Origin of the sequence: Chryseobacterium sp. ZHDP1, from assembly GCF_018603435.1 — a bacterium.
GTDB classification, from domain to species: Bacteria; Bacteroidota; Bacteroidia; order Flavobacteriales; family Weeksellaceae; genus Chryseobacterium; species Chryseobacterium indicum.
On record NZ_CP075682.1, the window covers coordinates 1,519,394 to 1,546,120 of the forward strand.

Genomic DNA, 26,727 nt, shown 5'->3' on the forward strand with positions numbered 1-26,727 from the left:
TATTTTCCATAAAAAAAATAAACTTCTAATAAAATCATATTAATTTGCAAATAATAAAAACACATCATGAATAGACATATTTTTTTAAACAATGACAAATCAAGCCACCCAAAATTTAACCGACAAAGAAATGTTGGAGGTAATAAAAAAAGTGAAGAAGAGAATCAAGAAGAGATTGAACAAAATGAGAAAAAAATAATTGAAGAATATCAAAAAGAAAAATTAAGAGAATACAATATTACTTTTTACGCTAAACGTAAAAATAGAAATATAAAAAGAACTATTCAGTTTTCTAAGTATATTGATATTATTAAAATTAAATTTTATACTATATTCAATTCCGATCTAAAACTTAAATTCTTAGAAAAATATGGCATTACCCCCATTGAATATAAAGATTTTAATAAAACTGTTATTTTTGAAATTGTAGATTTATCATTGTTTGAATATTTTAAAAATCACATACAAGCAATTATTGATAGTCCAAGCGGAACATCTTATCAAAATAAAGAATATAACATATTAGCACTAATTTATAAATTTGAGTTTATTGATAGCAAAGCAAGAATTCTAACTTACATTAATGAAGGAGTTTTATTAAATTTTATTGAAAGTGTTGATTCTGTTTTTATTGAACAAAAAGAAATATTATTTAACTATTTAAAAGAAAAAAAATTAAATTACTCATATTCTGAAGATCACGATAGTATTTTAGAAATTCAAAAAATTCAAAAAGATGAAATTCAATTTATTGCAGATAATTTTGATATTATTAAAGCGATAGTTAGCTCAAGAACACAAAAACTCAGACCTGGCTACAATGGACCGATAAGAGATTATGAATTTGAAATAGAATTCAAAGATTATATAACAACTGTTGGTATTATAGATACAGGTGTTGAAAGAATTCAACCATTAAAAAATATAATTTTAAAAAATAATATTGACCATACAGGCAATGGAGCTTTTTGGGATGAAGTTGGTCATGGTACCATGGTAGCTGGTTTGGTAGCATTAGGAGATGAGTTTTATAATAACATTAAAGAAATTTATAATGCAAAGGCTAAAATTTTTGTCATTAAGGTTTTACAGCAAGACAATGACCCACTTGATATTCCAAGATTATTAGACGATATTAAGTTCGCTAAAAGAAATTATGGAATTAGAATTTTCAATATGTCCTTAGTAATTCCTAATGCTAAAAAATATAATGAAACATTTAGTCAATTTTCATATGAGTTAGATAAACTTGCTTTTGAAGAAGATATTTTAATTTTCATCTCTGTAGGTAATTTTAATAGTGATAGTTTAAAAGCTTTAATTTTTGAAGAACCTCATCCCGACCACGACTATCCTGATTTCTTCTATAAATTAGATAGTACTACACAAGTTCATAGTTGTGAAGACACAAATATTTGTTCGCCATCTGAATCACTAAATAATGTATCAATTGGAGCATTGGCAGGAAATATGGAAGATATTGACCATTCAGATATAACACCAAATGAACTTTATCCTGCGTATTACACAAGAAAATTTCACTATGATTATTCTCAAACAATCAATTCTCAAATAATTAAACAAAAAAACAAACACTTGAATAAGCCTGATTTTGTTTTTTATGGAGGTGATTTATTTGATGCTAAAGCAGGATTAGAAATTTTAAGATCTCCAATGGTAATTGATGATAAATTTTATGGACGATCATGTGGAACTAGTTTAGCAACTCCTTTAATCACTTCATACGCAGCAGAAATTTTAAATGAGTATCCTACTCTTAGAACTCAAACTATAAAGGCATTATTAGTAAATTCAGCAAACTATTTTAAACCTCTTCACTTTAAGGACAAACCTGAAACGTTACTAAAAAGTTTAATCGGCTTTGGAAAACCTAATAAAACTGAATTAATTGAGAATAATGATAACTGTATAACATTTATTGTTGAAGATTCTATTAAAATTGGCGAAATAATTAATATTCCTATTATTCTTCCTTCATATATTAAAAATTCTGGTAATAAATTACAATTTGATATTTCTTTGTGTTATAGTTTTTTACCTACTAAAGATAATCAATTAGATTATTTACCATTGCATATGTCATTTAGTTTAGTGAAAAATGTAGACGTTAAAATTTATGAAAATGCCGTTCAAAAAGATTTTAGTATAAAGAATTCTATAACATGGAGTGAAGATCATTTTGGGATTGATAACAGACAATTTTCCAATAGTCAATTTATGTCTTATAGAATTCAACCAAACGATTTTAACAACTTAAATGATATTGTAGCTCTAGCTGTTAGATGTTTATCCAAAAATGACTATATCAGCGAACTATCAAAATCATCACATGAGTTTTCCATAGTTATTAAAATTACGGAAATATTGACAAATGAAGGTAAAGGTACTGAAAATTTATACTCAGAAATGTTAAATATAAACAATCACATTGAAATATTAAATAATTTAGATTCAGAACTTAATCCAGAACTTGACGCAGAAAATTAAACTCCGATAGATTTTTTTTCAATATCAATTAATTTCTGCCATATTATAGTATCTATTTTGGCAGAAATTATATTTTCTGGATTATCTATAGCAAACAAACTTCTTTTTATAGCTGTGACTAATGTTTTTTGAATACTATAGTAAGATAATCCAACAGAATTCTTAATTACTTTGTTGGCTTTTGTTTTGTTATCAAAAGAAAAATTGCCATTTTTAAGAGTCAGTAATACTAATTCTTTTATTTCTTTTTCTGTTGGTAAATTAAATCCAATAGAAAAATCAAATCTTCTAAGCAATGCTTCATCTAGCATTTCCTTTTGGTTTGTTGCAGCTATAACAATACTATTTTGTGGAAGATAATCAAATAATTGCAAAATCGTATTTACAACTCTTTTCATTTCTCCGTGATCTTGTGAATAATCTCTAACTTTCCCCAAAGAATCAAATTCATCAATAAATATAATACAATCTTCAGAAGCTGCTTTTCTAAATATCTTGGATAAATTTTTACTAGTCTCTCCTAATTTTGATGATACAATTGCTCCTAAATTTACAACTACCATCATCTTATCTAATTCTCCTGCAACAACATAAGAAGCCAGCGTTTTACCACAACCAGAAGGTCCATGTAATAATAATTTATTTGCTATTGGTAAATCAAATTTTCTAAGTAACTCTGCTTTTTGATGTTCTTCAATAAAATATTGTAAACTATGGATTACAGAATTATCAGCTACTATATTATCAAGTCTATAACTAGAAGTTAACTTTTCTAATATTAATTCTCCAACCTCTTTATCTTCAATTCTATTAAAATAAGATTCAGAGCCTACTTTAGTTAAAGAATTGTTGCGCTGATGTTTAATAGAGTCTTTTAGGATTGATTGTAGCTGTATTGCGAAATTTAATTTTTTAGTGTTTTTAGAATGTTCGATTAACTCATTTAATACTGACAACAGCTTTTCTTGATCATTTTCAAGACCATATTTTGCTATATCTTTTATGTAATCGAATTGGCTCATTATTAAATTATATTGCAAAAATAATCATTTTTTTAATCTTAAATTAATTTGTTCCATAAGATTTATAAATGACTTTTAATGTATAAAAAAATTAATACTTTTAAAAAAACAATTAGTTTTAAATAAAAGTATTAATTTATTATTTAAAATTTAAATCAATCTCAAAATATCACTCTTTCCAAAACATGGAGTTTTTAAAAATCAGCACTCCCCATTCCGGATCACCTCCTTTGCATACGCCAGTTTTTCCTTTAGCTGCTGCATTTCCTCTATTTTTGCATCGATCTGGGCAATCTTATCATCCATCAACTTAATTTTGTCTTTTGTATTCAGGCGGTCTTCAAACCATGCATCCATACAGTCCTTAATTTCTGCCAGAGTAAACCCCACAGATTTGGCTTCCTTTATAAAATCAAGCTTTTCGATAACCTCCTCAGAATAATACGTGTAATTGTTGCTTTTTATCGTTTCATCCTTTTCTCCGGCAATTAAACCGCTTTTTTCATAAAAACGGATCGTTCCGATTGGGATTTCTGTTGCCTTCGAAAGCTGGTTGATTAAATACTTCATTGTTAAATTTTCGTTAAAATTAAAACCATACAGTATACTATATACTTTTAGGTCTCAAAAGTAAATATTAATTTCGTTTCAACAAAATCTAAAAAACGATGTCAAAAACTATTTTCATTACAGGAGCTTCTACCGGACTGGGTAAAGCAACTGCAAAACTATTCGCAGAAAAAGGCTGGAACGTGGTCGCAACCATGAGAACTCCCGAAAACGATACAGAACTCTCTTCTATTCCCAACATCAAAGTGATGAAACTGGATGTTACCAATCCGCAGGAAATCAAACAAGTCGCTGAAAAAGTAATTCAGGACGGTGTAGATGTCGTATTCAACAATGCAGGTTACGGATTAATGGGACCATTGGAAGGACTGTCCGAAGAACAGATCAGCAGACAGTTCGAAACCAATTTATGGGGTGTGATCCGTACAACACAGGCTTTCATCCCCTATTTCAGAGAACATAAGAAAGGATTGTTTTTAACCACCACTTCCATTGGCGGTCACGTTGCCTTTCCTTTAGCCTCATTATATCACGCTACAAAATGGGCTCTCGAAGGCTGGTCAGAAAGCATGGCATTTGAACTCAATCCTTTCGGAATCACCATCAAAACCATTGCGCCGGGCGGAATTTCCACCGATTTTGCAAGCCGTTCTCTCGATATGGGAGCGCATCCTGCCTATCAGGAAATGACAGAAAAAGTCTGGGAAGTCTTCAGAGATCCCAACAGAGTTTTCCAGTATTCCACTCCGGAGCAGATTGCAGAAGTCGTGTACGAAGCAGCAACAGACGGTAAAAACCAGTTGCGTTACTTCGCAGGAGAAGATTCCAAACAAACCATCGCACTCCGCAGACAGGTCGGAGATCAGGTATTCTTCGAAGAAAACAAAAAACACTTTTTTGAAAACTAACAAAAACAGACCGGACTTTAAAAATTGTCCGGTTTTTTATTTAATTTTTATTTTCTTTGCTGTAGAAGTTAACAAACAAGGCTACAATCATGTAACACAGGAAACGGCTGATTATGTAAGAAATGAATTGTTTGTGGAAAAGGAATTGATGATACGAGAAGATTATAGATTATTTTTGAATGAATTTTAAAAACACAACCATGGAAAAAGAAAGTATTATCACCATCAGCCAAACCCATCAGAAAGCTGATTTTAATTGGGCAATAAAGCGTTATTTACCAAATTTTAAAGATAGAAAGTCTACAATTATTGGTGTGCAATTTCCCTGGAAAAAAATATTTGAAGATGTCAAAAATTTTAATGAAATTTCACAGAACATAACCGATTTATACAATGAATTTACAGGAGGAAATTTTTTCAAAAGCATAAATTACACGCCACAGTTTAGGGATGTTTTTATTCTAAAAACAGAACAGTTTTCCGGTTATTATTGGATTGAATTTATTTTTACTAAAAATAAATGGAACCTTAAAACAAAAAATTACTCTTGGGAAAATGAAACCTTTGTCTATGCAAACGGATTAAACAAAAAAGACGATTTTATAGTTTCTAAAATATCTTATGAAGTTTTATTTTTCTCCTTTAGAAATCCAGTGAAAGATGAAAATGGTTACAGAAAAAGGAAATACCGCTTACCTGTTTACATCAATGATGAAGATTATTCTCAAAGTAATTATATCTTTTATTTTAGTAAAAGTGATGGTTTAAGAAGAGATCTGAGAGTAAGAAGTGTTCGTTTATTAATTGATGAAGATTTTGATTATTATTTGCATATTTGTTCAAATGAATTTTCTGAAAGCTCCGGAAGAAAACTAGATTTTGTTAATCAAGGACAAATTCCGCTAAAAATTTTATTTCAATTTCTAAAAACAGTTCATGAAAATAATACATTTGGCTATTATGGCGGTGGTGCAATATTAGATCTTCCAGAAACACATTTTATCTTTAAAATTAAAGATAAAATACATAAAGCAGGTATACTATCACATTCAGACAAAAAAACTTACGATCTTGAAAATTTACAAGCACTGGAAAATACTATTTTGGAATGGATTGATAAGGTTATTGAATTTCAAAAACAAAATTAAAAACCAATGAACTACAAAATCATACACAACGAAGAAAAATTACAGCAATTCATAGACTGGCTTCCGGAACTATTGCCCAATGAACAATATTACGTTGCTCTTCTTGCAAGAAAAAAATACAACCCCGAAACAGGACTGAAAGCAGATAAAGCACAGTTAAAACGATTTACCTCAACCAAAGAAAGACTGCTTCACAAAATCAGGCAGCTCGAAATTCCGGCAGGCTTGTACGAATCCGGAAGTACCGAAGTTTCTCAGGATAACCTCGCCATTTACATCACTCCCAACCCGCGCGACCTTCACAATGCCTCATTGTTTTTAATGAAAGAAATTTCGGAAAAACTCATCCGGAAAGATAACGCCATCAATCCTCACACATTAGCTTTAAATCTTATTCAGACCACCACTTCACGAAAGATATTCTTTGATCTCGATATTGATTTCCGTATAGAAAACCATCAACAAGCCATTGATAAATTCAGAGAAGACATTGCAGACTGTTTAAACCCCGACTGTCTTACCTTTATTAAAACCAATGGCGGACTGCACTGTTTAATTAAACTGGACAACATTCTGAAAGAACACCAGAAAAGCTGGTATCAGAAAATTTCACAGCTCACCTGCGAAGAATATGAAGTCACCATGAACGGCGATAACGTTTTACCAATGGCAGGCTGTTTTCAGGGAATTGATTTTTCACCCTATTTTTTAGATTAAATTATGTGTACCCCCAATACAGAACTACAATTCTGCACCTGTACTGAAGGAAACATCAATGACATAAAAGACATTTACATTTGGTCTTTATACCGTTATCATGGCTCTCGGGAATCATTAATACGCGGAAAAGTCATGATGCCTGTAAAAGATTTTGAAAACGGAATCTCTGCAGAACATATGACATCCAAACTTAATCATGGGAACATTTTCGATTTCGATTATACTCCTCAGGAAAGAGATACAATTCATATCAGTTTTAATGCTAAAAACAGAGCGGAATACAAATATTTCACCTTAATCTTTAGAGATGGAGTTTGGCAGGAGGGACGAAATCCTTGGTTCGTAAGTATTGAGAAAAATATTGCCAAAGGAGAAGTAAAAGTTTTATACAAAGAAGAAAATTTATTTTTAAAGCATTGTGAACATTTAAAATCTGAATACGGAATTGAAATCCCCGAATCCGTCAAAATTAGATGTGTCAACCTTAAAGACGATTCTAAGGATCCTGTCTATTTAGTCATAAAAAACTTTAAAGAATATAAAATTTTCTATACACAGGAATTTGTAAAGTATGTCGTAGAAACTTATTTTAATATGTATCCTGATGAAAATTCCGATAGGTTACAAGCAATGATTGATTCAGCGCAAAGTAAATTTTCTATATTGGAAGAGAAATTTATTTCGGAAACAGAAAACTTTGCTTTTCTTAACAGATGCTTTAAGGATCTTGAAAAAAACCTCGAAAAATGTTTTTTTATAACGATTCCTTTCGAAAACAAAGAAACACATCTTTTTATTAATAGTAATTTAATCGGAAGAACAGGTTTTAAAAGCAACAGAAATAACAGATATTTTAAGAATAAATCTCAAAAAATAAAATTTGAAGATTTTGAACTTTTTAAAGATTATTAAATGACCATCCAAGACCTTAAAAACAAAAACCTCATCCTTTTCGAAGCCATCTCCGGAAGCCGCTCTTTCGGATTGGCAACAGAAAATTCCGATACAGACATTCGTGGCGTGTATTATTTACCGAAAGAAGACTTCTTCGGGTTAAACTATATTCCCCAGATTTCCAACGAAACCAACGACATTACGTATTACGAAATCGGGAGACTTATCGAACTGTTACAGAAAAACAATCCCAACATCCTTGAAATTATCGCCAGTCCGGAAGACTGCATCTTACAGAAACATCCCTTAATGGATCTCGTGAAACCCGAAGATTTCCTTTCCAGACTCTGCAAAGACACCTTTGCCGGATATGCCGTCACAGATTAAAAAAGCAAAAGGACTCAACAAAAAGATCCTTAACCCGATGGATAAAGAAAAGAAATCTATCCTCGATTTCTGCTACATTTTGCAGGATCAGGGCTCTGTTCCGTTGAAAAAATGGCTGCGGGAATTCTCTTCCGCGGAAAATCAGAATGGTTTACAACAGGAAAAATGCGGCTTGGTAAGCATCGACAATACCAAAGGAATGTTTGCCCTGTTTTACGATCAGTCCGGCGATTTCAGATACAAAGGAATCATTCAAAATCTGGAAGCCAATCAGGTCTCTGTTTCCTCCGTTCCCAAAGGACAGCATCCCCTTGCCTATCTCTTCTGCAACCTCGATGCCTATTCCACCTACTGCAAAGATTACCGCGAATACTGGAAATGGGTTTCCGAGCGCAATGATGACCGCTACAATGTCAACCAGAACCACGGACAGAATTACGACAGCAAAAACATGATGCACACCATCCGTTTATTACAGTCGTGCGAACAGATATTTAAAAACAATTCCCTCAATATCCGTGTCGACAACCGCGAAGAACTGTTAGACATCAAAGCCGGAAACTGGTCTTACGAACAGGTCATGAAAAAAGCCGGAGACCTTATTGCTTCCATTGAAGAACATCATGCAGCTTCTGCCCTGCCCGATCTTCCGGATCTGGAAAAAACCACAAAAATCTTAGTTCAGATCCGCGAGGAACTCTATAAAAACAAATAAAGCTTCATTTCTGAAGCTTTATTTTATATTGTCCGATACTTATTTTACCAGTCTGATCTCCGTTGCAGAAAAACCTTTCGGAGATTTTTCCTTTTCGAAAGAGACCTTATTCCCTTTCTTAATCTGGTCGATACAGTTATTATTGTGGAAGAAGATATTTTCCTTAGTCTTATCTTCCGTAATGAAACCGTATCCTTTTTCACTTAGAAAAGTTACAATTCCTGTTTTTACAGTTTCTTCAGCTTCAATAGGAGCTGCTCCCAACTGGATATTGTTGATATCAATTTCCTCTCTTTCAGCCTGATCCGGTGGTGTAGAAGTAAGTTGTCCGTTCGCATCTACATACATGAACATTTCGTTCAGGCTTTTCCCTTTATCATTATTTTCCTTACGCTCTTCACGGCGCATTGCTTTTTCTTTTAGTTTTTGCTGTTTCTTCTTGAAATTTTCTTTTTTAGAGAAAGAATCTGCCATATATTTTATTGAATTTTTATTTTACAGTTATTTGAAGCTTCGGAAAAATCAGGGTTCCTGCCCTTCTCAGTGATTCTGTCCACCAAATTCCGAACCTGTTATTAAAGGGTTTCTGAGTGCTTTTATTAATGTGAATGCCCTTAAAAAGACATAAATTGAAACGGAAGTAAATAAAATATTCTAAACGATCACAGAAAGTAAAGACAGAGATTTCTTTTAATAAGGTAACAAATATACGAAAAATAAGCACACCAGACAAATCTTGGAAAATTCAATTCATTGAATTTCAATTTATTTTAGAGATTGAATTTTAAATGAAGCCTGATGAAAAAGCAATCCGAAGATTCCCGCAAAAAATCACACAAAATAGGAGTGGATTAATTCTGGAATATATAAGAAATTCGTATAAGAAAATTTATAATCATGCCAGAATTAACATTAAAACAAAAAAACAGAGATCTTAAAAGCATTTGGGATTTCTTACTCTTTTCCATTATTGTCGGAATAGTAATCTGCTTTCTTATCGGCTTAAACACCTTGAATATGAAAGGAGGAATAATGGCTTATCTGGAACTTACAGGAGCATGCATCTTTATTGGAGGAGCCAGTTTTGGAATTGGGGGACTTTCAGGATTTTTATTTGGGGTACCAAAAATTTTAAATTCAGATACAAATAATCATGACAGAAAACCTTCAGTTACGCAAAATGATAATCTTGTTCAGATCAGTGACTGGCTTACAAAGATTATTGTCGGAGTGGGCTTAACTCAATTGAATAATATTCCTGAATTTTTAGCGCGGGTGGGAAAATATTTTTCGATAATATTTCAGAACAAAGAGTCCGGTGAAAAAATAGCCATCGCTGTAATATTGTATTTTCTGATTATTGGCTTCTTATCCGTTTATCTGTGGACAAGACTTCATTTTATCGGTATGGTAAAAAAAGTGGAAGACGATTTAGATAAAAAAGTCAATGCAATGGCTGAAGTCATTAATGATACACAGCAAAAAATGACCGATTTAGGCGGCGGAAAAACAATCTCTGAAAAGTTTGATGAAGTAAAAGCAGAAGTAAACAATATTGCTGCCAATGATCCGGATGATCCTCAAAAATCAAAATGGGGCGGAAAATCTGAATGTAATGAAAGAAAAATTACGGCAAAAATAGAACCTTCAGAAAATCCTGCATTATATAAAGTAACCCTCGAAGTATGCAGTACAAATCCGGCAAATCCTCTTACCGGGTTTGTTAAATTCCATTTACACCCCACTTTTAACAATGACAACCCGATCATTGCGGTTACTGACGGAATTGCAAGGTTGGTTTTAAATAAAGTATATGGAGCATTCACCGCAGGAGCTGAAGCAGATGACGGAAATACCCGCTTAGAAATAGATTTGGCAGAATTATCCGGTGCTCCACAGGAATTTAGAGACAGATAAACCTTTTTAATGATTAAATTGTTGAAAATAATAAAGAAGCTGCTCCTTTAGGAGCAGAATCTGTGTAGAAATAAAAATAAATCCGGCAATCAATCCGTAGGATTGGTATCTTTAATGTGGCAATGTTCTAAAAATAGCGTTCCTACGGAACGAACGCCTTGCGAATATAGTGTCTACACAAATAAACCTTTCTAATGATTAAATGGTTTAAAAGAATAAAAAGACTGCTCCTTTAGGAGCAGAATCTGTGTAGAAATAAAAATAAATCAGGCAATCAATCCGTAGGATTGGTATCTTTAATGCGGCAATGTTCTAGAGATAGCGTTCCTACGGAACGCCGGGCTTATTGCGAATACCCCTTCTCTATAAAAACAGGTTTGGGAAATATCATAATTATACTTAATTTGCTCAGGAGATAAAACTTTCCCCGTAGAAATTCTGCATAATAAAATTCAGAAACTCTGCCCATTTAAAGTTCTCTTTATAATTTTTAAACAAACAGACCATGGTTCTCGAAGGATTAAATACAGAAGGCGTACTTATTTTTGCCAATATAACCAAGTGTAAAAACTATTACTCGGATAAAGAATTCAATTATGACTATCCCGATGGATTATCAGAATTATTGAAACAGGGAATCATCCATATCATTACTACCGATGAAGCGGTGGAACAAGTCGATTTTGTTTTTAATAAAGAAGAAATAGACAGCAATAGGTGGGAATTTCACGATTCTTACAACTACTTAAAAGCAGAACCCGGAGATGAAATCCGCGCTGTTTCTCATGCAGATTTTACCCAAATGTGCCATAATCACAAAGGGGATCTAGAAGCTCATATCGACAGCTCATTACCCCTTAAAAACATTTTAAACGGGAGTGGATATGTAACCAAAGAAGAATACTTTAAATATGAATTACCATTGATAGAAATACCAGCAGGAATCTGGAAATTAAATGTTTATTCGCTTAAAGAAGAGCATATCCTTAGCTGGATCGAATTTTTCATCCACTTAGAAAAAATAGAATCCGTTGATATCGATAAAATTACCCTGAAGCCGCTTGAAATCTTTTCTTAAATACAAATACTTTTTGAGAGCAGAAATAATATGAATGATATAGACGAAAGCACAGTACCCCAATGCAAGATTGAAGAAAAGAAATTCGAATGGGGAGAACCTTACAAAGTGTATACTCCTGTTTTTCATTTTCCACATTGGTTAAATACCACACTGGAAAATTCGATTATTTTATTTGGAGAAAATAACTTTAAGCATCAATTATTGATGGTATACAATACAATCAATAACCATGAAGAATCTGAAAGGTTAACAAACTATCAAGGAGAACCATTGAACAGGAAGTCAATATTGGAATTGATAAACACATATCTTAAAAAAACTGAGACTTTAACTGCCCCTTGGGAAAAATACAACATTGGATTAACAGAGGATGATTATGTAGAGTATCTTGAAGATAAGCTGGGAAAATCCCTGTATTATGTAAAAGTCTGACTGCCAAATAAAGTCTTCTCTGTTACAGCTTATTGAAAACCTTTCGATAGCGCAGATTTGAAATCCGTGCTGTACTCCCAAACCGCGCTGCGCAAAGTTTCACGACTTTGAGCAATATCAAACCCAAACATTTTTTTAAAATTTATCCCGTTTCTGATAGTCTCCCTATTTTGAGCAAAAATTAAAACAATACTAAATGAAAGAAGGCTATATTATAAAAGATCGGGAAAAAATGCATTTTATTACTTGTATAGTAGTAGATTTGATAGATATTTTTACAAGAAAAGTTTATAAAGATATCATAGTTTCTTCTTTAGATTATTGTATAAGAGAAAAAAGAATGATGTTGTATGGCTACGTCATCAATAGATGTTATTAACCCAAAATTCCTAAATAATATGAATTTTAAAACTAAAATAGTTATGATTTTATTATCCTCTTTATTACTTACGAATTGTAAGGAGAAAATGAAAAAATGTGTAAGTCAATCTACCGATACTAATGTAAAACTATATAATGATTTAACAGATCAGTTGATACCTTATTTTTTTAGAGAAGATTATTTAGGTAAAAAAAAATATTTTGATAGTTTAAGAGTTCATAATGAGGATTTATATATCGAAGAGAAGACAAAAGCGCACAACGAAATTTTTAATCATCCTGAAAAATATTGCAATTTGTATATAGATTCTACTAAAAGTAAAAACACAGATTTTGCAGCAGATAGTATTGAAGATAATATAAAATACATAGAAAGAAAAAAGGATTTTTTTAAAGACTTTTCTAATAGTCCAGATATTAAAAATTTAAGCACACGAAGTTCTATAAAAGCAAATCAATTTAATTTGTGTACCGCAAAAGTACTGGATCTGGCAGAGTATGATAAACATACTAATGAATGTGAGATAGGTGTTGTCTATTTTTCAGAGATTGTATTTGATCGTTCTAAAAGAAGTGCATTAGTTTTTGTTGACCATCATATAAAAAAAGATTATTACGGTAGAAATGCTATATTTAAACTAAGATTGCATGATAATTATTGGGAAATAGAAGATGCTATGTTAGTGTCAACTTCCTAATTCTTGATAGCGCGGATTTGTAATCCGATAGCGCGAATCCCGATACCCGATAGCGCGGATTTGAAATCCGTGCTGTACTTCCAAGCTCAAAAATGCTTTGGTTATATCCCACTCGATATCTCGGATTTGTAATCCGTGCCTGTAATATCAACAAAAACACCTGATAGCGCGGATTGTAAATCCGCGCTGTACTTCCAAGCTCAAAAATGCTTTGGTTATATCCCATTTCTTCATAAAATCCTATACAAATTCTTCTCTTTCTATGGAAGATTTCCTGATTTCCGGAACAGTAACTTTATGGGACGTAAATCATTTTTTCGCATTCGTATAAAACGAATAATAATAAAAAACAGGATACCTTTCAAAAGTTTCTGATTTACCCATGGTGTACGCATCATGCTCATATATATTTGAAAAATCAAGGATAAGAGATTTCTTTTCCGGGAAATTAAAGATAAACTTTATTAAACTGCTTACAGCAGTTTCCGTCTCATAAGTAAATAAAAGTTGTTTTCCGTCAGCGCTGTATACTTTCTTATTATAGACTCTCGCATTCAGTTTTTTATCCACACCCGTATCATTAGATTTTACCTTGTACATCAATGTTTCCTTACCATTCTTCATAATGTATACATCTGCATTTTTATAACTATTATCATACTTAAAAACAACGGCTTCATTGATTTTCATAATCATATCTGTGAATTTTTCTTCATTAGGGATCGACTGGGTTTCCGTGCCTGCAGGCATTTCGATGGGTCCTGATTTTGAAGCTGCTGCCGGTTTCTTTTTTTGTGCATTGATAGTAATCCCGAAGAATACCATTGCAGTTACAACTGAAATAAATTTGAAAATTTTCATGGAATATTTTTTTTGCAATGTTATGTAAATTATTTTGAAATGATCTTATTATTTATTTAAAATCTAATGATGAATGAGTATGTGATTTAAAACATCGGATTGATAATAATTAAATGTTATGGTTTTCTGTAATATTTTTCTGTGTAGAAATCATATATTTATAACAATATCTAACCATGTCGGTTGCTCAAAATCAAAATTAATATGACTCCCCCGCTTATTAAAGTTTTAAGACTTTACGAAGCGAGTTTTGTCTAAGGCGTGTCAAATTTATAATTTATTTTTACCATTAAGGAGTTAAGCCTCTTTTAGCTTAAAAAACTTAATAAAAATCGATGTATTGATTTCTTAACTAGAATCAGCTTAACTGGCTTAAATTCTTAATGTTAAATTTAAGAATAAACAAAGTTTATTTTAATTGAAAAAGTTAAGAAAAACCTGTAAAACTTTTATTTAGCAATATTTAAACAGGTACTTAAATTAATTGATAATGAAATCACTCAACATACAAGAAATAATTGGAAATAAAGGTAAAATAGTATTCGATGACTTAAGTCCAATAGATATATCGTTGGGCATTGAAAATAATATTGACGATTTAAAAGAAGATTTGCTGCAAGTTGAATTGACAAACGGCAATGTATTAGATGTTGGATGGTATCCTTCATCGGATATTGAAGGATATTTTAGCGTTTGCATAATAAAAAATTATGACTGGATGGAACCATTCTATCTAGAAAAATGCAATCAATGGAATGACTTAAATGAATTAATAAAAGAAGCCGTAAGGTTTAATTTGGAAAACAGCTAAAAAACAGGCTGAAAGATTTCAAAGAACAAGATAAAACAACACCCCGTTGCGCAAAGTCTCTCAACTTTGAGCAATAATTTCAAACTCAAAAACTGATTTTGCAAGCTCTACTTTTAAAAACTAAAACCTCTTCACCCCACCCCACAGACTTCCCTATCCCAACTTTACATAACACGCTGACTATAAAATATTTAATAAAAATTATTTCCGTTTCAAAATAAATTTTATATTTGGAAAAAATTAAAAAAAACACAACAATTTATGTCTTCAAAATCAGAAGTAGGGCACGCTAAAAATGTCGCGAACCTTCAAAAATTAATTCAGCAGATCTCCGTTTATTCCCTTTACAATCCACCGGTTCCCGAACTTACCATCGATAGTCTTCAGAACCTGTACACCACTGCCAGCGCCAAACTCGTGGAAGTCGAGGAAAAACGCAATGCCAATAAAAATGCCATTGCTCTTCGTCAGGACGCATTCAAAAACCTGAAAACAAACTGCACCCGAATCACCAACCGTTTAGAAATTCTGGGCTTATCACAAGGGACTCTGAATCAGGCAAAATCCTTAAACCGCACCATACAAGGAGCAAAAAAGAAACCTGCTGCCACACCCGAAGAAGGAAAAGAAGCACCCAAAACCATTTCCACTTCCCGGCAGTCTTACACCCAGCAGGCAGAAAGCTTCGGGATACTCGTACAGTTGTTAGAAACCATTCCTTCCTTCACACCGGATGAAGAAGAACTGAAACTGACAAACCTCAACACCTACAAACAATCATTGGTAAACACCACTCAGGCAGTAGACCAGGCCGAAGCAGAACTTAACCTCAAATTCATTGAAAGAAATAGAATACTGTATGCAGAAGGAACCGGACTCTACCCCATCGTACAGAATGTAAAAAAATATGTAAAAAGCCTGTACGGGGCAGCCTCTCCGGAATATGCCAATATATCTGCCATAAAATTCTCCACACTGAAGGAATAATCCCCTGCAATACAATGAATAATCAAAACAACAAATCTTTCCGCAACAACCAATAATTAAATCAAAGCATCCTGACCGAATATTCAGTCAGGATATTTTTTATTTAAATACCTGCAATCTATATTAATGTAAATTCCACGTAAAAACAATACAACAATATCAACAGGAATGGGCTTCAGCCCATTTTAGAGATCAGGAAAACAACAGGCTTCAGCCAAAACCTACAGTCTATTTCTATCAAAGTCAGTTTTAATTTGAAAACCCTATACCGAGCCCCAGACCAGCACAATTAATAAAATACAGCCGTTGAATGATCAATCAACTTTCAATCCCCTTATATCAAACTCACATGACATTGGAGCACCGGAAAGTTATATTCCTGCACCTTAAAGTTAGATTAGAGTATCATAAAGTTACATTGGAGCATCATAAAGTTAGATTAGAGCATCATAAAGTTACATTGGAGCATCATGAAGTTAGATTAGAGCATCATAAAGTTAGATTGGAGCACCCTAAAGTTACATTGGAGCATCATGAAGTTAGATTAGAGCATCATAAAGTGATATTCTTCCATCCGTAAAAAATAATTTTCAGCCTCTCAGCTTAATCCTGCCCCCACAGCCATACTTTACCCTAAACAGCTCCGTAGGAGCATAATCTGTGTAGAAAAAACAATCCATACAATAGCAGAACTCCGGAGGAGTTTAATCTCAGCCCTTAAAACCTCCACCGCAAAAACAATCTCAAATCCCATTTCTCCCGTTCCCAATAACAAAACCCCATAAAAAAACCACCGGATTCCGGTGGTTTTCATATCTGTTAATAACAGATTTATCTTAAGCTTCAGCCGAAGGATTCTGATCTCCCGCAGGTTTTTCACCTTCAGGTCTTCTCTGTCCTTCCGGTCTGTTAGGTCTTTCAGGTCTTCCCTGCCCTTCCGGTCTTGGTTTCCCTTCAGGCTTCGGAGGTCTTGGTAAAAGAACTTTTCTGGAAAGCTTCATTTTCTTACGGTCATCATACCCCATAAATTTCACTTCCACTTCATCACCTTCGTTATAAGGAACCTTATCTAAACGGGACCATTCGATCTCAGAAATGTGAAGAAGACCTTCAGTACCCTTAGCAATCGCTACAAAAGCACCGAAATCCATTACCTTCACCACTTTCCCTTTATAAACCTCTCCTACAACAGGAACAAAAGTAATCTCATTGATCTTCGCAACCGCAGCATTGATCTTCTCTCTGTCTGTACCTGCAATCTCGATACGTCCGATTTCACCAATCTCTTCAATAGCAATAACCGTATCCGTATCCTTCTGCATCTGCTGAATGATCTTTCCGCCAGGTCCGATTACCGCACCGATAAACTCCTTCGGAATCTCCATTACCACCATCTTCGGAGCGTGAGGCTTAACGTCAGCTCTTGGTTCAGCAATCGTTTCAGTAATCTTATTTAAAATATGCAATCTTCCATCTCTTGCCTGCATCAAAGCCTTTTCCATAATATCCATAGAAAGCCCCTGGATTTTAATATCCATCTGGCAGGCTGTGATACCATCCGCAGTACCCGTTACTTTAAAATCCATATCCCCTAAGTGATCTTCATCTCCTAAGATATCAGAAAGTACCGTGAATTTACCCGATTTTGTATCCGTAATCAATCCCATGGCAATCCCCGAAACAGGTTTTGTAATCTGTACACCCGCATCCATCAATGCCAGTGTTCCTGCACAAACCGTTGCCATAGAAGACGAACCGTTAGATTCTAAAATATCAGAAACAATTCTGATCGTGTAAGGATTTTCTGCAGGGATTACTGCAGTTAAAGCTCTCTGAGCAAGATTCCCGTGTCCGACTTCTCTTCTTGAAGTTCCTCTTAAAGGTCTTGCTTCACCCGTAGAGAACGGCGGGAAATTATAATGTAAAAAGAATTTTTCGTCATGCTGCGTAATCACGCTGTCGATCATGTTCGCATCCTTTACAGAACCTAAAGTAACCGCAGTTAACGACTGAGTTTCCCCTCTTGTAAAGACTGCAGAACCGTGTGCTCCCGGAAGATAATCGATCTCAGACCAGATCGGACGGATCGTTTGAGGATCACGGCCGTCAAGACGGATATTTTCTTCAAGAATCATCTGGCGCATCGCCTCTTTTTCAACGTCGTGATAATATACTTTTACGAAAGGAGTTACTCTTTCAAGCTCTTCCGCATCCTCTGCATACTGCGCAAGGAACTCATCAAGAACAGCCTTGAACTTCTCCCCTCTCTCTTCTTTAGCCGATGGAGTTTTTGCTACTTCATATACCTTATCATAGCATTCCTTCCATACTTTCTCACGGATTTCCTCATCATGAGTTTCATGAGAATACTCTCTCTTAGGGAAAGATTTACCCACTTTCTCAGCAAGTCTTTCCTGAGCTTCAATCTGCTTTTTAATTTCAGCATGAGCGAAATTGATCGCTTCCAGCATTTCCTGCTCAGAAATCTCCTTCATCTCACCTTCCACCATTACGATAGAATCCTTTGTAGCCCCTACCATAATATCGATGTCAGACTTCAGAAGATTTTCATAACTTGGGTTAACGGCAAGTTCTCCGTCTATTCTTACCACTCTCGCTTCAGACATCGGTCCGCCGAAAGGAATATCTGTAATAGCAATCGCTGCTGAAGCCGCTAAACCAGCCAGAGCTTCAGGCATTACTTCCTTATCATAAGAAATTAATGAGATCATTACCTGTACTTCCGCGTGGAAATCTTCAGGAAATAACGGACGCAAAACCCTGTCCACCAATCTCATTGTTAAAACTTCATCATCAGAAGGCTTCGCCTCTCTGCGGAAAAAGTTTCCAGGAATTCTTCCTCCTGCATAAAATTTTTCTCTGTAATCTACCGTTAAAGGTAAAAAATCCACTCCCGGATTCGCTTCTTTGTTGGCTACCACCGTTGCTAAAAGCATCGTTCCGCCACATCTTACAACTACGGATCCGTCGGCCTGCTTTGCCAGCTTCCCCGTTTCAATAATGATTTCCCTGCCGTCTGCAAGAGTAATCGTTTCTGTAAACGCTTGAGGTATACTCATAAAAAAATTGTCTTCATGTACTCCGTATTGAGTACGATTATTATTTAAACTCTTTAAATTTTCGTTTGCAAAGGTAATGTATTATAATGATTTTTTTAAATTTTTGCCTGTAAAATCTTACACATCTGCCCTATAATTTCCATATATTCTGCACCGAAAACCACTTCTGATTACGAAAACAAAAAAGCAACCTCTCTCGAGATTGCTTTTTATGTGAAAATCTTTGTAGATTATTTTCTTAAACCTAATTCAGCAATAATTGCTCTGTATCTTGCGATATCTTTATTTTTAAGGTAATCTAATAAACTTTTTCTTTTACCTACCAGTTTCACCAAAGATCTTTCTGTGTTGTAATCTTTGTGATTGCTCTTTAAATGAGCAGAAAGGTGGTTGATTCTGAAAGTGAAAAGTGCAATTTGTCCTTCAGCACTTCCTGTGTCCTGTGCAGATTTTCCGTGCTTTGCGAAAATTTCCTGCTTTTTTTCTGTTGTTAAGTACATTCCAATATTGTTTAATGATTATTATGTAACGGGTGCAAAAGTACGACTATTTTTTTATTCTGCCAACATTATTGATTTCATTTATTGATTTTGATAGAAAAAAATGTTAAAAATTTCTTAAAAAAATTATGTTACCCCACTAAAAGGCAGTAATTTTGCATACGAATTTAGTGATGAGAAAATTAATAACATTTACCACCTTTACTTTAGCTCTTTTTGCAGGTTTTTCTTTATTAAAAGCTCAGAAAAACCGTGAGAACAAGATCAAAAAAGTTTTATATTTCAATCCTGAAGTAGAACCCGACATTCAGGAAATTAAAGAACCTACCAATACCGCTTTCTTCAGCGCAGTTTCTGATAATTTAAGCGAAAGAAAAAACAAAATGCTGAGAACGGAAACACAGATTTCCTTCGACAGCATTGATAAACAGACCGTTTGGGATTACTGCAAAAATAACGAAGCCGATTTTGCCATTGTTCCCAAAGTTAAATATTTCAAAGTAGGAATAGGAAAATACGTCTTTTCCAATCAGGTAGTTGTAAGCATGAAACTTTTTGATGCAGAAGGCAATCTGATTACAGAAACAGACTACGACACCTATAAAAAGAACATGAGACTGCTTGGTTCCACCGTAAACTCCGTAAAAATAGGAACCAACGGAGCCATAAAAGAAATTGTAAAGCAGTTAAAAAAAATGAAACACGCCGCTGAATCAGAATTATGATTTCAGGAAAATCTACTTAATTTTTATTTCAACGAAGTCCCACAAAAGATAAGCGATACTTTACTTAAGTTCAGGATTTCCCAATGAAAAAAAATGAATAGCCTTTAAAAACCTTTTATTTTTATTCTTTTGAAAACTTCAACGATTCTGTTTCAGGTTTAATTCTAATCCTATACACTTCAATTCATCAGGAAAAATATATTGAGAAATCCTAAATTGATTTTAAATAAACAGCAAGGGAAAATCAGATTATTGTTTTCCATTAAAAATAATCTCAATCTGAACACATTCTAAATAAAGCTCCGAAGTTAAAAACTGCTATGCGCAACATTTAAATTCATCAATTTAAATTCATCGCAGTGTGAATAATTACAATTATTATTAGTAATTTAGTTAAGAACAATTCTTCAAACTATCTAAATTGAAATTTCTTAGCATTTGCACTCTCAGATTGCAGATGCTTTTTTATTATGGGATAATACAGAAGACATTCATCAGTAAAACAACACATTAAAATCAAATTATTTTCATTTAACAGTGAATAATACAATCTTTTTTGTATTTTTAGCCTACATTAAATCTAAATAATATGAAAAATTCAAACCTGAAAAAGCTCACCAGAAAGGAGCAGGAAAAAATCAACGGCGGAGGACTTCAGAGATGTCATTACCATTTTGAATGTCCGGGAGGATCCTGCTGCCAGAATGTTTGTGTGTACTACAACTGCCCTGAAGTATAACCCCTGAAAAGTCTATTATGAAAAATCTTAAAAAACTCACCAGAAAAGAGCAGGAAAAAATCAACGGAGCCGCTATGGTACAATGCACAAAAGATGCACACTGCTTTATCGGATGGTGCTGTTCCTACAGCTGCGTTCCGTATGCCTGCATTGAACCTTAGTCGGAAAACCTCTTACTGAAAACCTGAAAATTCAGTACATGTAAAAAAGAAAAACAATAATTTATCACTTTTAAAATTTAATTTTTTCAAAGCATTCGTTTTTGCGGATGCTTTTTTATTTTCAGAAATTTAATTAATCCTTAAATTTTGCAGTTCTTTGGGCAATTTTAAAAATTTGGGTTATTTTTGCACTACTCTTAAAAATTTGACGTTTTGAATTCTAAAGACGAACTTATCTTCAACCCTGCCGATATTGCCGAAACTCTTAGCGAACTTCACGCAGATGAGAGGCTTTTGGCATTTCTGAAAGTTCCGAAAGAATACAAAGCGGAAGTTTTTTCACATCTTGATCCCGATTTTCAGGAAGAAACCATCAGAAGCATCGGAAGCGATGAGGTTTCAGAAATTCTGAATGCGATGACGCCGGATGACAGAACGGCTCTTTTTGAAGATTTTCCGGATGAGCTTATCAAGTACTCCATCAATCATCTTAATCCGCAGGAACGCAGAATTGCCCTTAAATTACTAGGCTACGATTCAGATTCTATTGCCCGTCTGATGACGCCTTATTACATCCAGATCCGTAAAGAATGGACGATTAAAAGATGTCTTCAGCAGATTAAAAAAGTAGGAAGTAAAGTAGAGACGATGAATTATCTCTACGTTGTGGACGAAAGAAACCGGCTGATCGATGATATTGCGCTGGGAAGTCTTTTACTGGCGGAGGAAGAAACTTTGGTTTCAGAAATTACAGATAATCATTTTGTTGCCATCACGACAACGACTTCCAAAGAAGATGCGGTACAGTATTTCGAAAAGTATGACCGTGCTGCGCTTCCTATTATTACAGAAGCAGGAGTTCTGGTAGGAATTGTAACGATTGATGATATTCTCGACCAGATCGAGCAGCAGAATACGGAAGATATCCAGAAATTCGGGGGATTGGAAGCTTTGGACGTTCCTTATACGCAGACTTCTCTTATCGAAATGGTAAAAAAGAGAGGAATGTGGCTGATTATCCTATTTTTCTCTGAAATGCTTACAGCTTCGGCGATGGGTTATTTTGAAGATGAAATTCAGAAAGCAGTTGTTCTTGCACTTTTTGTTCCATTGATTATTTCCAGCGGGGGAAATTCCGGTTCACAGGCGGCAACTTTGATTATCAGAGCGATGGCTCTTCAGGAAATTACTCTGAAAGACTGGTGGTACGTGATGAGAAAAGAAATTTTCACGGGTTTATCATTGGGCGGAATTTTAGGGATCATCGGTTTCTTAAGAATTATGATCTGGCATAAAGCAGGTTTTTTCGACTATGGAATTCACTGGGCTTTTGTAGGATTAAGTGTAGGCGTTTCTCTGGTGATGATCGTTCTTTGGGGAACTCTTTCGGGTTCTATGGTTCCTTTTATTCTTAAAAAATTAAAACTCGATCCGGCAACTTCTTCTGCTCCTTTTGTAGCTACACTGGTAGATGTAACGGGATTAATCATTTATTTTTCGGTCGCAGGACTTTTCTTAACGGGTAAACTTTTGTAATTTTAGGCGGCATCTAAAATTGTACAATGAAGGTAGTTTCTTTGGTTCCCTCAATTACTGAGGCTTTATTTGATTTGGGTTTAACGGAAAAAGAAGTGGTCGGAAGAACGAAATTCTGTATTCATCCTGCTGAGAAGGTAAAAAATGTAACGGTTATCGGCGGTACAAAAAATATCAATATTGAAAAAATAAAAGCTTTGCAGCCTGATCTTATTTTAGCCAATAAGGAAGAAAATGTAAAAGAGCAGGTGGAAGCTTTAATGGATGATTGTAAAGTAATCGTCACCAATGTTGAAAATATTGAGGATAATTATTATATGCTTAAAAACTTAGGCAAAATCTTTCATCAGGAAGAAAAAGCGCAGCTTTTTAACCTAAAAATCTATGATGTTCTCAACCACGCAAAAATTGAATCTCCCATAAAAGTAGCCTACTTAATCTGGAATAATCCTTACATGACCATCGGTTCCGATACTTTTATTCATAAAATTCTGGGTGAGATTGGTTTTGAAAATATTTTTAAAGATCAGAAACGTTATCCTGTGATTCAGACGGAAGATCTTGCGGAAGCGGAACTGATAATGCTGTCTTCTGAACCGTTCCCTTTTAAAGAGAAACATATTAAAGAGCTAAAAAAGTTTTATCCTGATAAAAAAATAATGATTGTAGACGGAGAAGCTTTCTCTTGGTACGGAACGCATATTGCGAAGTGTGAAAATTATTTTAAGGAACTTATTTCTGATCTTAAACACGAATTTCACTAATTTTTTTCACGAATGGCGGTCATTTTTTTTAATAGATTTTCTAAGTTTTGGCTGAAGCCGATTTATTCGTTTGTTGATGAAAACGGACTAAAGTCCGTTTCTTTCGAAAGAAAATTTCGATCTGTCCTATCATAAAAAAGACTCCGGCTCTTCGAGCCGGAGTCTTATATTTTAAACACTTTAAAAGCGATATTTTTTACAAAATTTTGGAAACTTCGTTACAAAGCCATTCCAATAATTCTCTGTCTTCTTCGGTAAAAGGATCAATCGTATGAGAATCGATATCAATCTGACCGATATTCTGTCCGTCTTTGAAGATCGGAACTACGATTTCTGCTTTGGTATCGATAGAACAGCTTAAATAATTGCTTTCTTCATGCACATCGGGAACAACAAACGTTTCATTGGAAACGGCAACCTGACCGCAGATTCCTTTTCCGTAAGGAATGATGGTGTGATCCGTCGGAGCTCCAACATAAGGTCCCAGTTTCAACTCGTCTTTATCTCCGTTTTTGAAATAAAAACCTGTCCAGTTGAAATAAGATATTTCCTGATCCAAAAGGTGACAAACTTTCTGAAGTTTTTCTTCTGTATTATGTTTCGGACTTTCAAGAATAGACGAAAGCCTTTTTTTTAATTCTGACATTTTTTTACTGTTTTAAGAAAATTGTTTTAAGGAAAGTTCTTCTTTGTAGCCGAACATTCCACGCTCTTTTATCATCTCTGCAACTCCTTCCGGAAGCTGATTTTCCCATCCTTTTATATTGCATCCGATCTTCTTCAGGATATCTCTGGAATAAATTTCCAAAAACTCCGGATTGTAATTGGTGATGTCCACAATACGGTTGTTGTGCTTGAAATATTTATAAAGTTCCTTCAGGTTTTCTTCCACTTTAAGGTTATCGGAATCCAGCAGTTCCAGAGTTTCCGGATCTTTATAAGGATACAGATATACTCTCATCCCGTTTCGGAAAAATTTTCCGAAAGCTTCAAGAATTCCTCCCGATAAATTTTTATAATACTTTTCGTCAAATACCATTAGAAGATTATTCACGCCCATTGCAACGCCGATTTCTCCGCTTGTGTAAGACGCAAAATAATCAATCAGTCGGTAATATTCAGAATAATTGGAAACGATTACGGTATATCCTAATTTGCCGAGAACATCTACTCTGTCGAGGAAATCTCTTTCATTGATGTCTCCGTCGGCGCGAAGGTTTGAAATGGTGATTTCTATTAAAACTTCAGTTTCATCCTCAGTACAGGTTACTTCTTTCATGAACATATTGAGTCCGTTCTGAAGCATATCAATGTTCACTTTCGTTACTGGTCTGAAACTTCCTCTTACCGCAAAAATATTTTTCTTGTACAAAATATCTGCAGGAAGCATATTATTCCCCTCCGAATTGAAAATCACGGCATCCGTCATTCCGTTTTTAACCAGCTGTAAAGACATCAGTCTGTTATCCACATACGCAAAAGCAGGCCCGCTGAAATCGATCATATCAATTTCCAGATTGTCTTTTGCCACATCGTCGTATAAAGATTCAATTAAATTTCTAGGATTGTCATAGTAATGGAAGGCTCCGAAAATTAAATTCACCCCTAAATTCCCAAGGGTTTCCTGCTGCAAGGTCGCATCATTCTCTTTGAATTTTACGTGAATTACAATTTCATTATAATCTTCGTTCTCTTTTACCTGAAAACGGATTCCAACCCAGCCGTGACCTTTAACCGTTTTATCAAAATTGATCGTGGTAACAGTATTAGCGTAAGAAAAATATTTTCTGTTGGGATTGCTTTCTCTTGAAATTCTTTCTTCGATAAGAGCGACTTCATAGCGAAGCATTTTTCGAAGTCTGTTTTGGGTAACGTATCTGTTTTTTACCTCTTTTCCGTAGATGGCATCACTAAAATCTTTGTCGTAAGCCGACATCGCCTTAGCAATTGTACCGGAAGCTCCCCCTGCTCTAAAAAAGTGTCGGACTGTCTCCTGCCCTGCTCCAATTTCTGCGAAAGTACCATAAATAGTAGGATCTAGATTAATTGTTAATGCTTTTTGTTTAGGAGTTAGTTTCTGATACATTAGGACATTAAATTTTTCGTAAATTTACCAAAATTAAACCAACCTCAAAAGAAAATGAAGTTGAAATTTTTAGGAACAGGAACTTCGCAGGGTGTTCCTGTTATTGGCTGCACTTGTGAAGTGTGTACTTCAGGTAATCCCAAAGACAGTCGGCTCCGCTCTTCTGTAATGATAACGACCGATGAAGACAAAAAAATCCTTATCGACTGCGGACCCGATTTCAGGCAGCAAATGCTTACCAATCAGGAAGATCGTGTAGATATTACATTGCTTACTCATGAACATAATGATCATGTTATCGGTCTGGATGATATGCGTCCTCTTATTTTCAAAACCGGAAAAGATATCCCTTTATACTGCTCTTCCAGAGTTGCCAACGAGGTAAAAAATCGTTTTCCTTATGCTTTTGCAGATGAAAAATATCCCGGAGCTCCGGCTTTTGAACTTCATGAAATTGAAAACAGAACTTTCACAGTTTTAGATACTGAAATTACACCCGTTGAAGTCATTCATTTTAAAATTCCCGTTTTCGGTTATAAGTTTAAAAAGCTGGCTTATATAACGGATGCCGGATTTATTTCTGAAACAGAAAAAGAAAAATTAAAAAATCTTGATGTTTTGATTTTAAACTGCATCCGGAAGTCTGATCCACATCCTGCCCATTTTATTTTGCCGGATGTTATTAAATTATTTGAAGAACTGAAACCCGAAAAATTATTTTTAACGCACATCAGTCATCATTTAGGATTGCATGATGTTGAAGATAAACAGCTTCCATCCGGAATGCACCTTGCCTACGACGGTCTGGAGATTATTTTTTAAAATTTTTCTTCAAAAAACTTTGGAAAATAAAGAAAAGTTTCTATATTTGCACACCGATTCAAAACAAGGTAACACACTTGCCCAGGTGGCGGAATTGGTAGACGCGCTGGTCTCAAACACCAGTTCTTAGGAGTACCGGTTCGATCCCGGTCCTGGGTACAAAAAACCTCTGAAATCATTTGATTTTCAGAGGTTTTTATTTTTTAGGGTGGTTTTTATATATCTGAATTTAAACTATTTAAAATAAACTTTTGATACTTAAAAAATAGTCCTT

At 34.3% G+C, this 26,727-nt stretch carries 27 protein-coding genes, 1 tRNA gene and 1 pseudogene; 21 read left to right on the forward strand and 8 right to left on the reverse strand.

Annotated features, from left to right (window positions below):
- The first annotated feature begins 66 nt into the window (after window positions 1–66).
- Window positions 67–2,508 carry a S8 family peptidase gene (locus KKI44_RS06835; RefSeq protein ID WP_214590431.1) on the forward strand — a complete coding sequence of 814 codons (2,442 nt, stop codon included), beginning with the start codon at window positions 67–69 and terminating at the stop codon, window positions 2,506–2,508.
- Here the strand turns inward: KKI44_RS06835 and KKI44_RS06840 are convergent.
- Both KKI44_RS06840 and KKI44_RS06845 read right to left on the reverse strand, forming a co-directional pair.
- Entirely contained in the window at window positions 2,505–3,530 is a 1,026-nt protein-coding gene (locus KKI44_RS06840) for an AAA family ATPase (protein WP_214590432.1), read from the reverse strand. The two genes, KKI44_RS06835 and KKI44_RS06840, sit on opposite strands and share 4 nt — an antisense overlap.
- Before the next feature lie 201 nt (window positions 3,531–3,731).
- The gene (locus KKI44_RS06845; protein ID WP_214590433.1) at window positions 3,732–4,100 is read right to left on the reverse strand and encodes a MerR family transcriptional regulator; all 369 of its coding nucleotides are present in this window, start codon (window positions 4,098–4,100) and stop codon (window positions 3,732–3,734) included.
- Between the two features lie 98 nt (window positions 4,101–4,198).
- On the opposite strand from KKI44_RS06845, the gene KKI44_RS06850 reads away from it, so the two are divergent.
- From KKI44_RS06850 to KKI44_RS06875, 6 genes and pseudogenes are all read left to right on the forward strand, one after another.
- Window positions 4,199–5,008: an SDR family oxidoreductase gene (locus KKI44_RS06850; protein ID WP_214590434.1), complete on the forward strand. Its 810-nt coding sequence runs from the start codon at window positions 4,199–4,201 to the stop codon at window positions 5,006–5,008.
- Window positions 4,998–5,198, forward strand: coding sequence for a hypothetical protein (locus KKI44_RS06855; protein WP_214590435.1), 201 nt, complete (start codon window positions 4,998–5,000; stop codon window positions 5,196–5,198). The genes KKI44_RS06850 and KKI44_RS06855 overlap by 11 nt, the downstream gene beginning before the upstream one ends.
- A gap of 10 nt (window positions 5,199–5,208) precedes the next feature.
- On the forward strand, window positions 5,209–6,156 hold the full coding sequence (locus KKI44_RS06860) for a hypothetical protein (RefSeq protein WP_214590436.1): 948 nt from the start codon (window positions 5,209–5,211) through the stop codon (window positions 6,154–6,156).
- A 6-nt stretch (window positions 6,157–6,162) separates the two neighbouring features.
- A complete protein-coding gene (locus tag KKI44_RS06865; RefSeq protein ID WP_214590437.1) occupies window positions 6,163–6,873 on the forward strand; it encodes a hypothetical protein in 711 nt (236 codons plus the stop codon).
- A 3-nt stretch (window positions 6,874–6,876) separates the two neighbouring features.
- On the forward strand, window positions 6,877–7,788 hold the full coding sequence (locus KKI44_RS06870) for a hypothetical protein (protein ID WP_214590438.1): 912 nt from the start codon (window positions 6,877–6,879) through the stop codon (window positions 7,786–7,788).
- Window positions 7,789–8,872: pseudogene (locus KKI44_RS06875) on the forward strand (DNA polymerase beta superfamily protein).
- A 39-nt stretch (window positions 8,873–8,911) separates the two neighbouring features.
- Here the strand turns inward: KKI44_RS06875 and KKI44_RS06880 are convergent.
- Window positions 8,912–9,346: a cold shock domain-containing protein gene (locus tag KKI44_RS06880; protein ID WP_214590439.1), complete on the reverse strand. Its 435-nt coding sequence runs from the start codon at window positions 9,344–9,346 to the stop codon at window positions 8,912–8,914.
- A gap of 423 nt (window positions 9,347–9,769) precedes the next feature.
- Between KKI44_RS06880 and KKI44_RS06885 the strand changes: the two genes are divergently transcribed.
- The 5 genes from KKI44_RS06885 (at window position 9,770) to KKI44_RS06905 (ending at window position 13,381) form a co-directional block, all read left to right on the forward strand.
- On the forward strand, window positions 9,770–10,789 hold the full coding sequence (locus KKI44_RS06885) for a pYEATS domain-containing protein (protein ID WP_214590440.1): 1,020 nt from the start codon (window positions 9,770–9,772) through the stop codon (window positions 10,787–10,789).
- Between the two features lie 505 nt (window positions 10,790–11,294).
- Entirely contained in the window at window positions 11,295–11,867 is a 573-nt protein-coding gene (locus KKI44_RS06890) for a hypothetical protein (protein ID WP_214590441.1), read from the forward strand.
- A 30-nt stretch (window positions 11,868–11,897) separates the two neighbouring features.
- Window positions 11,898–12,302, forward strand: a complete 405-nt coding sequence (locus KKI44_RS06895) for a hypothetical protein (RefSeq protein ID WP_214590442.1) — start codon at window positions 11,898–11,900, stop codon at window positions 12,300–12,302.
- A gap of 196 nt (window positions 12,303–12,498) precedes the next feature.
- The gene (locus KKI44_RS06900; RefSeq protein WP_214590443.1) at window positions 12,499–12,681 is read left to right on the forward strand and encodes a hypothetical protein; all 183 of its coding nucleotides are present in this window, start codon (window positions 12,499–12,501) and stop codon (window positions 12,679–12,681) included.
- Between the two features lie 19 nt (window positions 12,682–12,700).
- Window positions 12,701–13,381: a hypothetical protein gene (locus KKI44_RS06905; protein ID WP_214590444.1), complete on the forward strand. Its 681-nt coding sequence runs from the start codon at window positions 12,701–12,703 to the stop codon at window positions 13,379–13,381.
- A 309-nt stretch (window positions 13,382–13,690) separates the two neighbouring features.
- Here KKI44_RS06905 and KKI44_RS06910 read toward each other — a convergent pair whose 3' ends face one another.
- Window positions 13,691–14,242 carry a hypothetical protein gene (locus KKI44_RS06910; RefSeq protein WP_214590445.1) on the reverse strand — a complete coding sequence of 184 codons (552 nt, stop codon included), beginning with the start codon at window positions 14,240–14,242 and terminating at the stop codon, window positions 13,691–13,693.
- Window positions 14,243–14,732: 490 nt separating this feature from the next.
- Between KKI44_RS06910 and KKI44_RS06915 the strand changes: the two genes are divergently transcribed.
- On the forward strand, window positions 14,733–15,053 hold the full coding sequence (locus KKI44_RS06915; protein WP_214590446.1) for a hypothetical protein: 321 nt from the start codon (window positions 14,733–14,735) through the stop codon (window positions 15,051–15,053).
- Between the two features lie 261 nt (window positions 15,054–15,314).
- Entirely contained in the window at window positions 15,315–16,040 is a 726-nt protein-coding gene (locus KKI44_RS06920) for a hypothetical protein (RefSeq protein ID WP_214590447.1), read from the forward strand.
- Window positions 16,041–16,876: 836 nt separating this feature from the next.
- On the opposite strand, the gene KKI44_RS06925 is transcribed toward KKI44_RS06920, so the two are convergent.
- Both KKI44_RS06925 and rpsO read right to left on the reverse strand, forming a co-directional pair.
- Window positions 16,877–19,120 (reverse strand): polyribonucleotide nucleotidyltransferase, encoded by a 2,244-nt coding sequence (locus tag KKI44_RS06925; protein ID WP_214590448.1) that lies wholly within the window; start codon window positions 19,118–19,120, stop codon window positions 16,877–16,879.
- A gap of 230 nt (window positions 19,121–19,350) precedes the next feature.
- Window positions 19,351–19,620, reverse strand: a complete 270-nt coding sequence (gene rpsO, locus KKI44_RS06930) for a 30S ribosomal protein S15 (RefSeq protein ID WP_214590449.1) — start codon at window positions 19,618–19,620, stop codon at window positions 19,351–19,353.
- Between the two features lie 155 nt (window positions 19,621–19,775).
- On the opposite strand from rpsO, the gene KKI44_RS06935 reads away from it, so the two are divergent.
- From KKI44_RS06935 to KKI44_RS06955, 5 genes are all read left to right on the forward strand, one after another.
- On the forward strand, window positions 19,776–20,345 hold the full coding sequence (locus KKI44_RS06935) for a pyruvate decarboxylase (RefSeq protein WP_250902174.1): 570 nt from the start codon (window positions 19,776–19,778) through the stop codon (window positions 20,343–20,345).
- Window positions 20,346–20,934: 589 nt separating this feature from the next.
- Window positions 20,935–21,084, forward strand: a complete 150-nt coding sequence (locus KKI44_RS06940; protein ID WP_214590450.1) for a hypothetical protein — start codon at window positions 20,935–20,937, stop codon at window positions 21,082–21,084.
- Between the two features lie 17 nt (window positions 21,085–21,101).
- Complete coding sequence (locus KKI44_RS06945; protein WP_214590451.1) at window positions 21,102–21,245, forward strand: bacteriocin-like protein; 144 nt, start codon at window positions 21,102–21,104, stop codon at window positions 21,243–21,245.
- Window positions 21,246–21,458: 213 nt separating this feature from the next.
- On the forward strand, window positions 21,459–22,781 hold the full coding sequence (gene mgtE, locus KKI44_RS06950; RefSeq protein ID WP_214590452.1) for a magnesium transporter: 1,323 nt from the start codon (window positions 21,459–21,461) through the stop codon (window positions 22,779–22,781).
- A gap of 26 nt (window positions 22,782–22,807) precedes the next feature.
- A complete protein-coding gene (locus KKI44_RS06955; RefSeq protein WP_214590453.1) occupies window positions 22,808–23,545 on the forward strand; it encodes an ABC transporter substrate-binding protein in 738 nt (245 codons plus the stop codon).
- 196 nt (window positions 23,546–23,741) lie between these two features.
- Here the strand turns inward: KKI44_RS06955 and KKI44_RS06960 are convergent, their stop codons facing one another.
- Window positions 23,742–24,191: a GAF domain-containing protein gene (locus KKI44_RS06960; RefSeq protein ID WP_087711498.1), complete on the reverse strand. Its 450-nt coding sequence runs from the start codon at window positions 24,189–24,191 to the stop codon at window positions 23,742–23,744.
- A 12-nt stretch (window positions 24,192–24,203) separates the two neighbouring features.
- Window positions 24,204–25,631: a TonB-dependent receptor gene (locus KKI44_RS06965; RefSeq protein WP_214590454.1), complete on the reverse strand. Its 1,428-nt coding sequence runs from the start codon at window positions 25,629–25,631 to the stop codon at window positions 24,204–24,206.
- Window positions 25,632–25,685: 54 nt separating this feature from the next.
- Here KKI44_RS06965 and KKI44_RS06970 point away from each other — a divergent pair, with 54 nt between their 5' ends.
- Together KKI44_RS06970 and KKI44_RS06975 are read left to right on the forward strand one after the other, a co-directional pair.
- Complete coding sequence (locus KKI44_RS06970) at window positions 25,686–26,453, forward strand: MBL fold metallo-hydrolase (protein ID WP_214590455.1); 768 nt, start codon at window positions 25,686–25,688, stop codon at window positions 26,451–26,453.
- A 79-nt stretch (window positions 26,454–26,532) separates the two neighbouring features.
- Window positions 26,533–26,612 (forward strand) — tRNA-Leu (locus KKI44_RS06975).
- Window positions 26,613–26,727: the final 115 nt, after the last annotated feature.

Coding starts and splice junctions, on each gene's coding strand:
- KKI44_RS06970 (WP_214590455.1), top strand. CDS start 25,686: ATGAAGTTGAAATTTTTAGGAACAGGAACTTCGCAGGGTGTTCCTGTT.
- KKI44_RS06885 (WP_214590440.1), top strand. CDS start 9,770: ATGCCAGAATTAACATTAAAACAAAAAAACAGAGATCTTAAAAGCATT.
- KKI44_RS06920 (WP_214590447.1), top strand. CDS start 15,315: ATGTCTTCAAAATCAGAAGTAGGGCACGCTAAAAATGTCGCGAACCTT.
- KKI44_RS06905 (WP_214590444.1), top strand. CDS start 12,701: ATGAATTTTAAAACTAAAATAGTTATGATTTTATTATCCTCTTTATTA.
- KKI44_RS06960 (WP_087711498.1), bottom strand. CDS start 24,191: ATGTCAGAATTAAAAAAAAGGCTTTCGTCTATTCTTGAAAGTCCGAAA.
- KKI44_RS06870 (WP_214590438.1), top strand. CDS start 6,877: ATGTGTACCCCCAATACAGAACTACAATTCTGCACCTGTACTGAAGGA.
- KKI44_RS06945 (WP_214590451.1), top strand. CDS start 21,102: ATGAAAAATCTTAAAAAACTCACCAGAAAAGAGCAGGAAAAAATCAAC.
- KKI44_RS06850 (WP_214590434.1), top strand. CDS start 4,199: ATGTCAAAAACTATTTTCATTACAGGAGCTTCTACCGGACTGGGTAAA.
- KKI44_RS06895 (WP_214590442.1), top strand. CDS start 11,898: ATGAATGATATAGACGAAAGCACAGTACCCCAATGCAAGATTGAAGAA.
- KKI44_RS06925 (WP_214590448.1), bottom strand. CDS start 19,120: ATGAGTATACCTCAAGCGTTTACAGAAACGATTACTCTTGCAGACGGC.
- KKI44_RS06845 (WP_214590433.1), bottom strand. CDS start 4,100: ATGAAGTATTTAATCAACCAGCTTTCGAAGGCAACAGAAATCCCAATC.
- KKI44_RS06880 (WP_214590439.1), bottom strand. CDS start 9,346: ATGGCAGATTCTTTCTCTAAAAAAGAAAATTTCAAGAAGAAACAGCAA.
- KKI44_RS06865 (WP_214590437.1), top strand. CDS start 6,163: ATGAACTACAAAATCATACACAACGAAGAAAAATTACAGCAATTCATA.
- KKI44_RS06915 (WP_214590446.1), top strand. CDS start 14,733: ATGAAATCACTCAACATACAAGAAATAATTGGAAATAAAGGTAAAATA.
- rpsO (WP_214590449.1), bottom strand. CDS start 19,620: ATGTACTTAACAACAGAAAAAAAGCAGGAAATTTTCGCAAAGCACGGA.
- KKI44_RS06910 (WP_214590445.1), bottom strand. CDS start 14,242: ATGAAAATTTTCAAATTTATTTCAGTTGTAACTGCAATGGTATTCTTC.
- KKI44_RS06890 (WP_214590441.1), top strand. CDS start 11,295: ATGGTTCTCGAAGGATTAAATACAGAAGGCGTACTTATTTTTGCCAAT.
- KKI44_RS06860 (WP_214590436.1), top strand. CDS start 5,209: ATGGAAAAAGAAAGTATTATCACCATCAGCCAAACCCATCAGAAAGCT.
- KKI44_RS06955 (WP_214590453.1), top strand. CDS start 22,808: ATGAAGGTAGTTTCTTTGGTTCCCTCAATTACTGAGGCTTTATTTGAT.
- KKI44_RS06835 (WP_214590431.1), top strand. CDS start 67: ATGAATAGACATATTTTTTTAAACAATGACAAATCAAGCCACCCAAAA.
- KKI44_RS06840 (WP_214590432.1), bottom strand. CDS start 3,530: ATGAGCCAATTCGATTACATAAAAGATATAGCAAAATATGGTCTTGAA.
- KKI44_RS06940 (WP_214590450.1), top strand. CDS start 20,935: ATGAAAAATTCAAACCTGAAAAAGCTCACCAGAAAGGAGCAGGAAAAA.
- KKI44_RS06965 (WP_214590454.1), bottom strand. CDS start 25,631: ATGTATCAGAAACTAACTCCTAAACAAAAAGCATTAACAATTAATCTA.
- KKI44_RS06900 (WP_214590443.1), top strand. CDS start 12,499: ATGAAAGAAGGCTATATTATAAAAGATCGGGAAAAAATGCATTTTATT.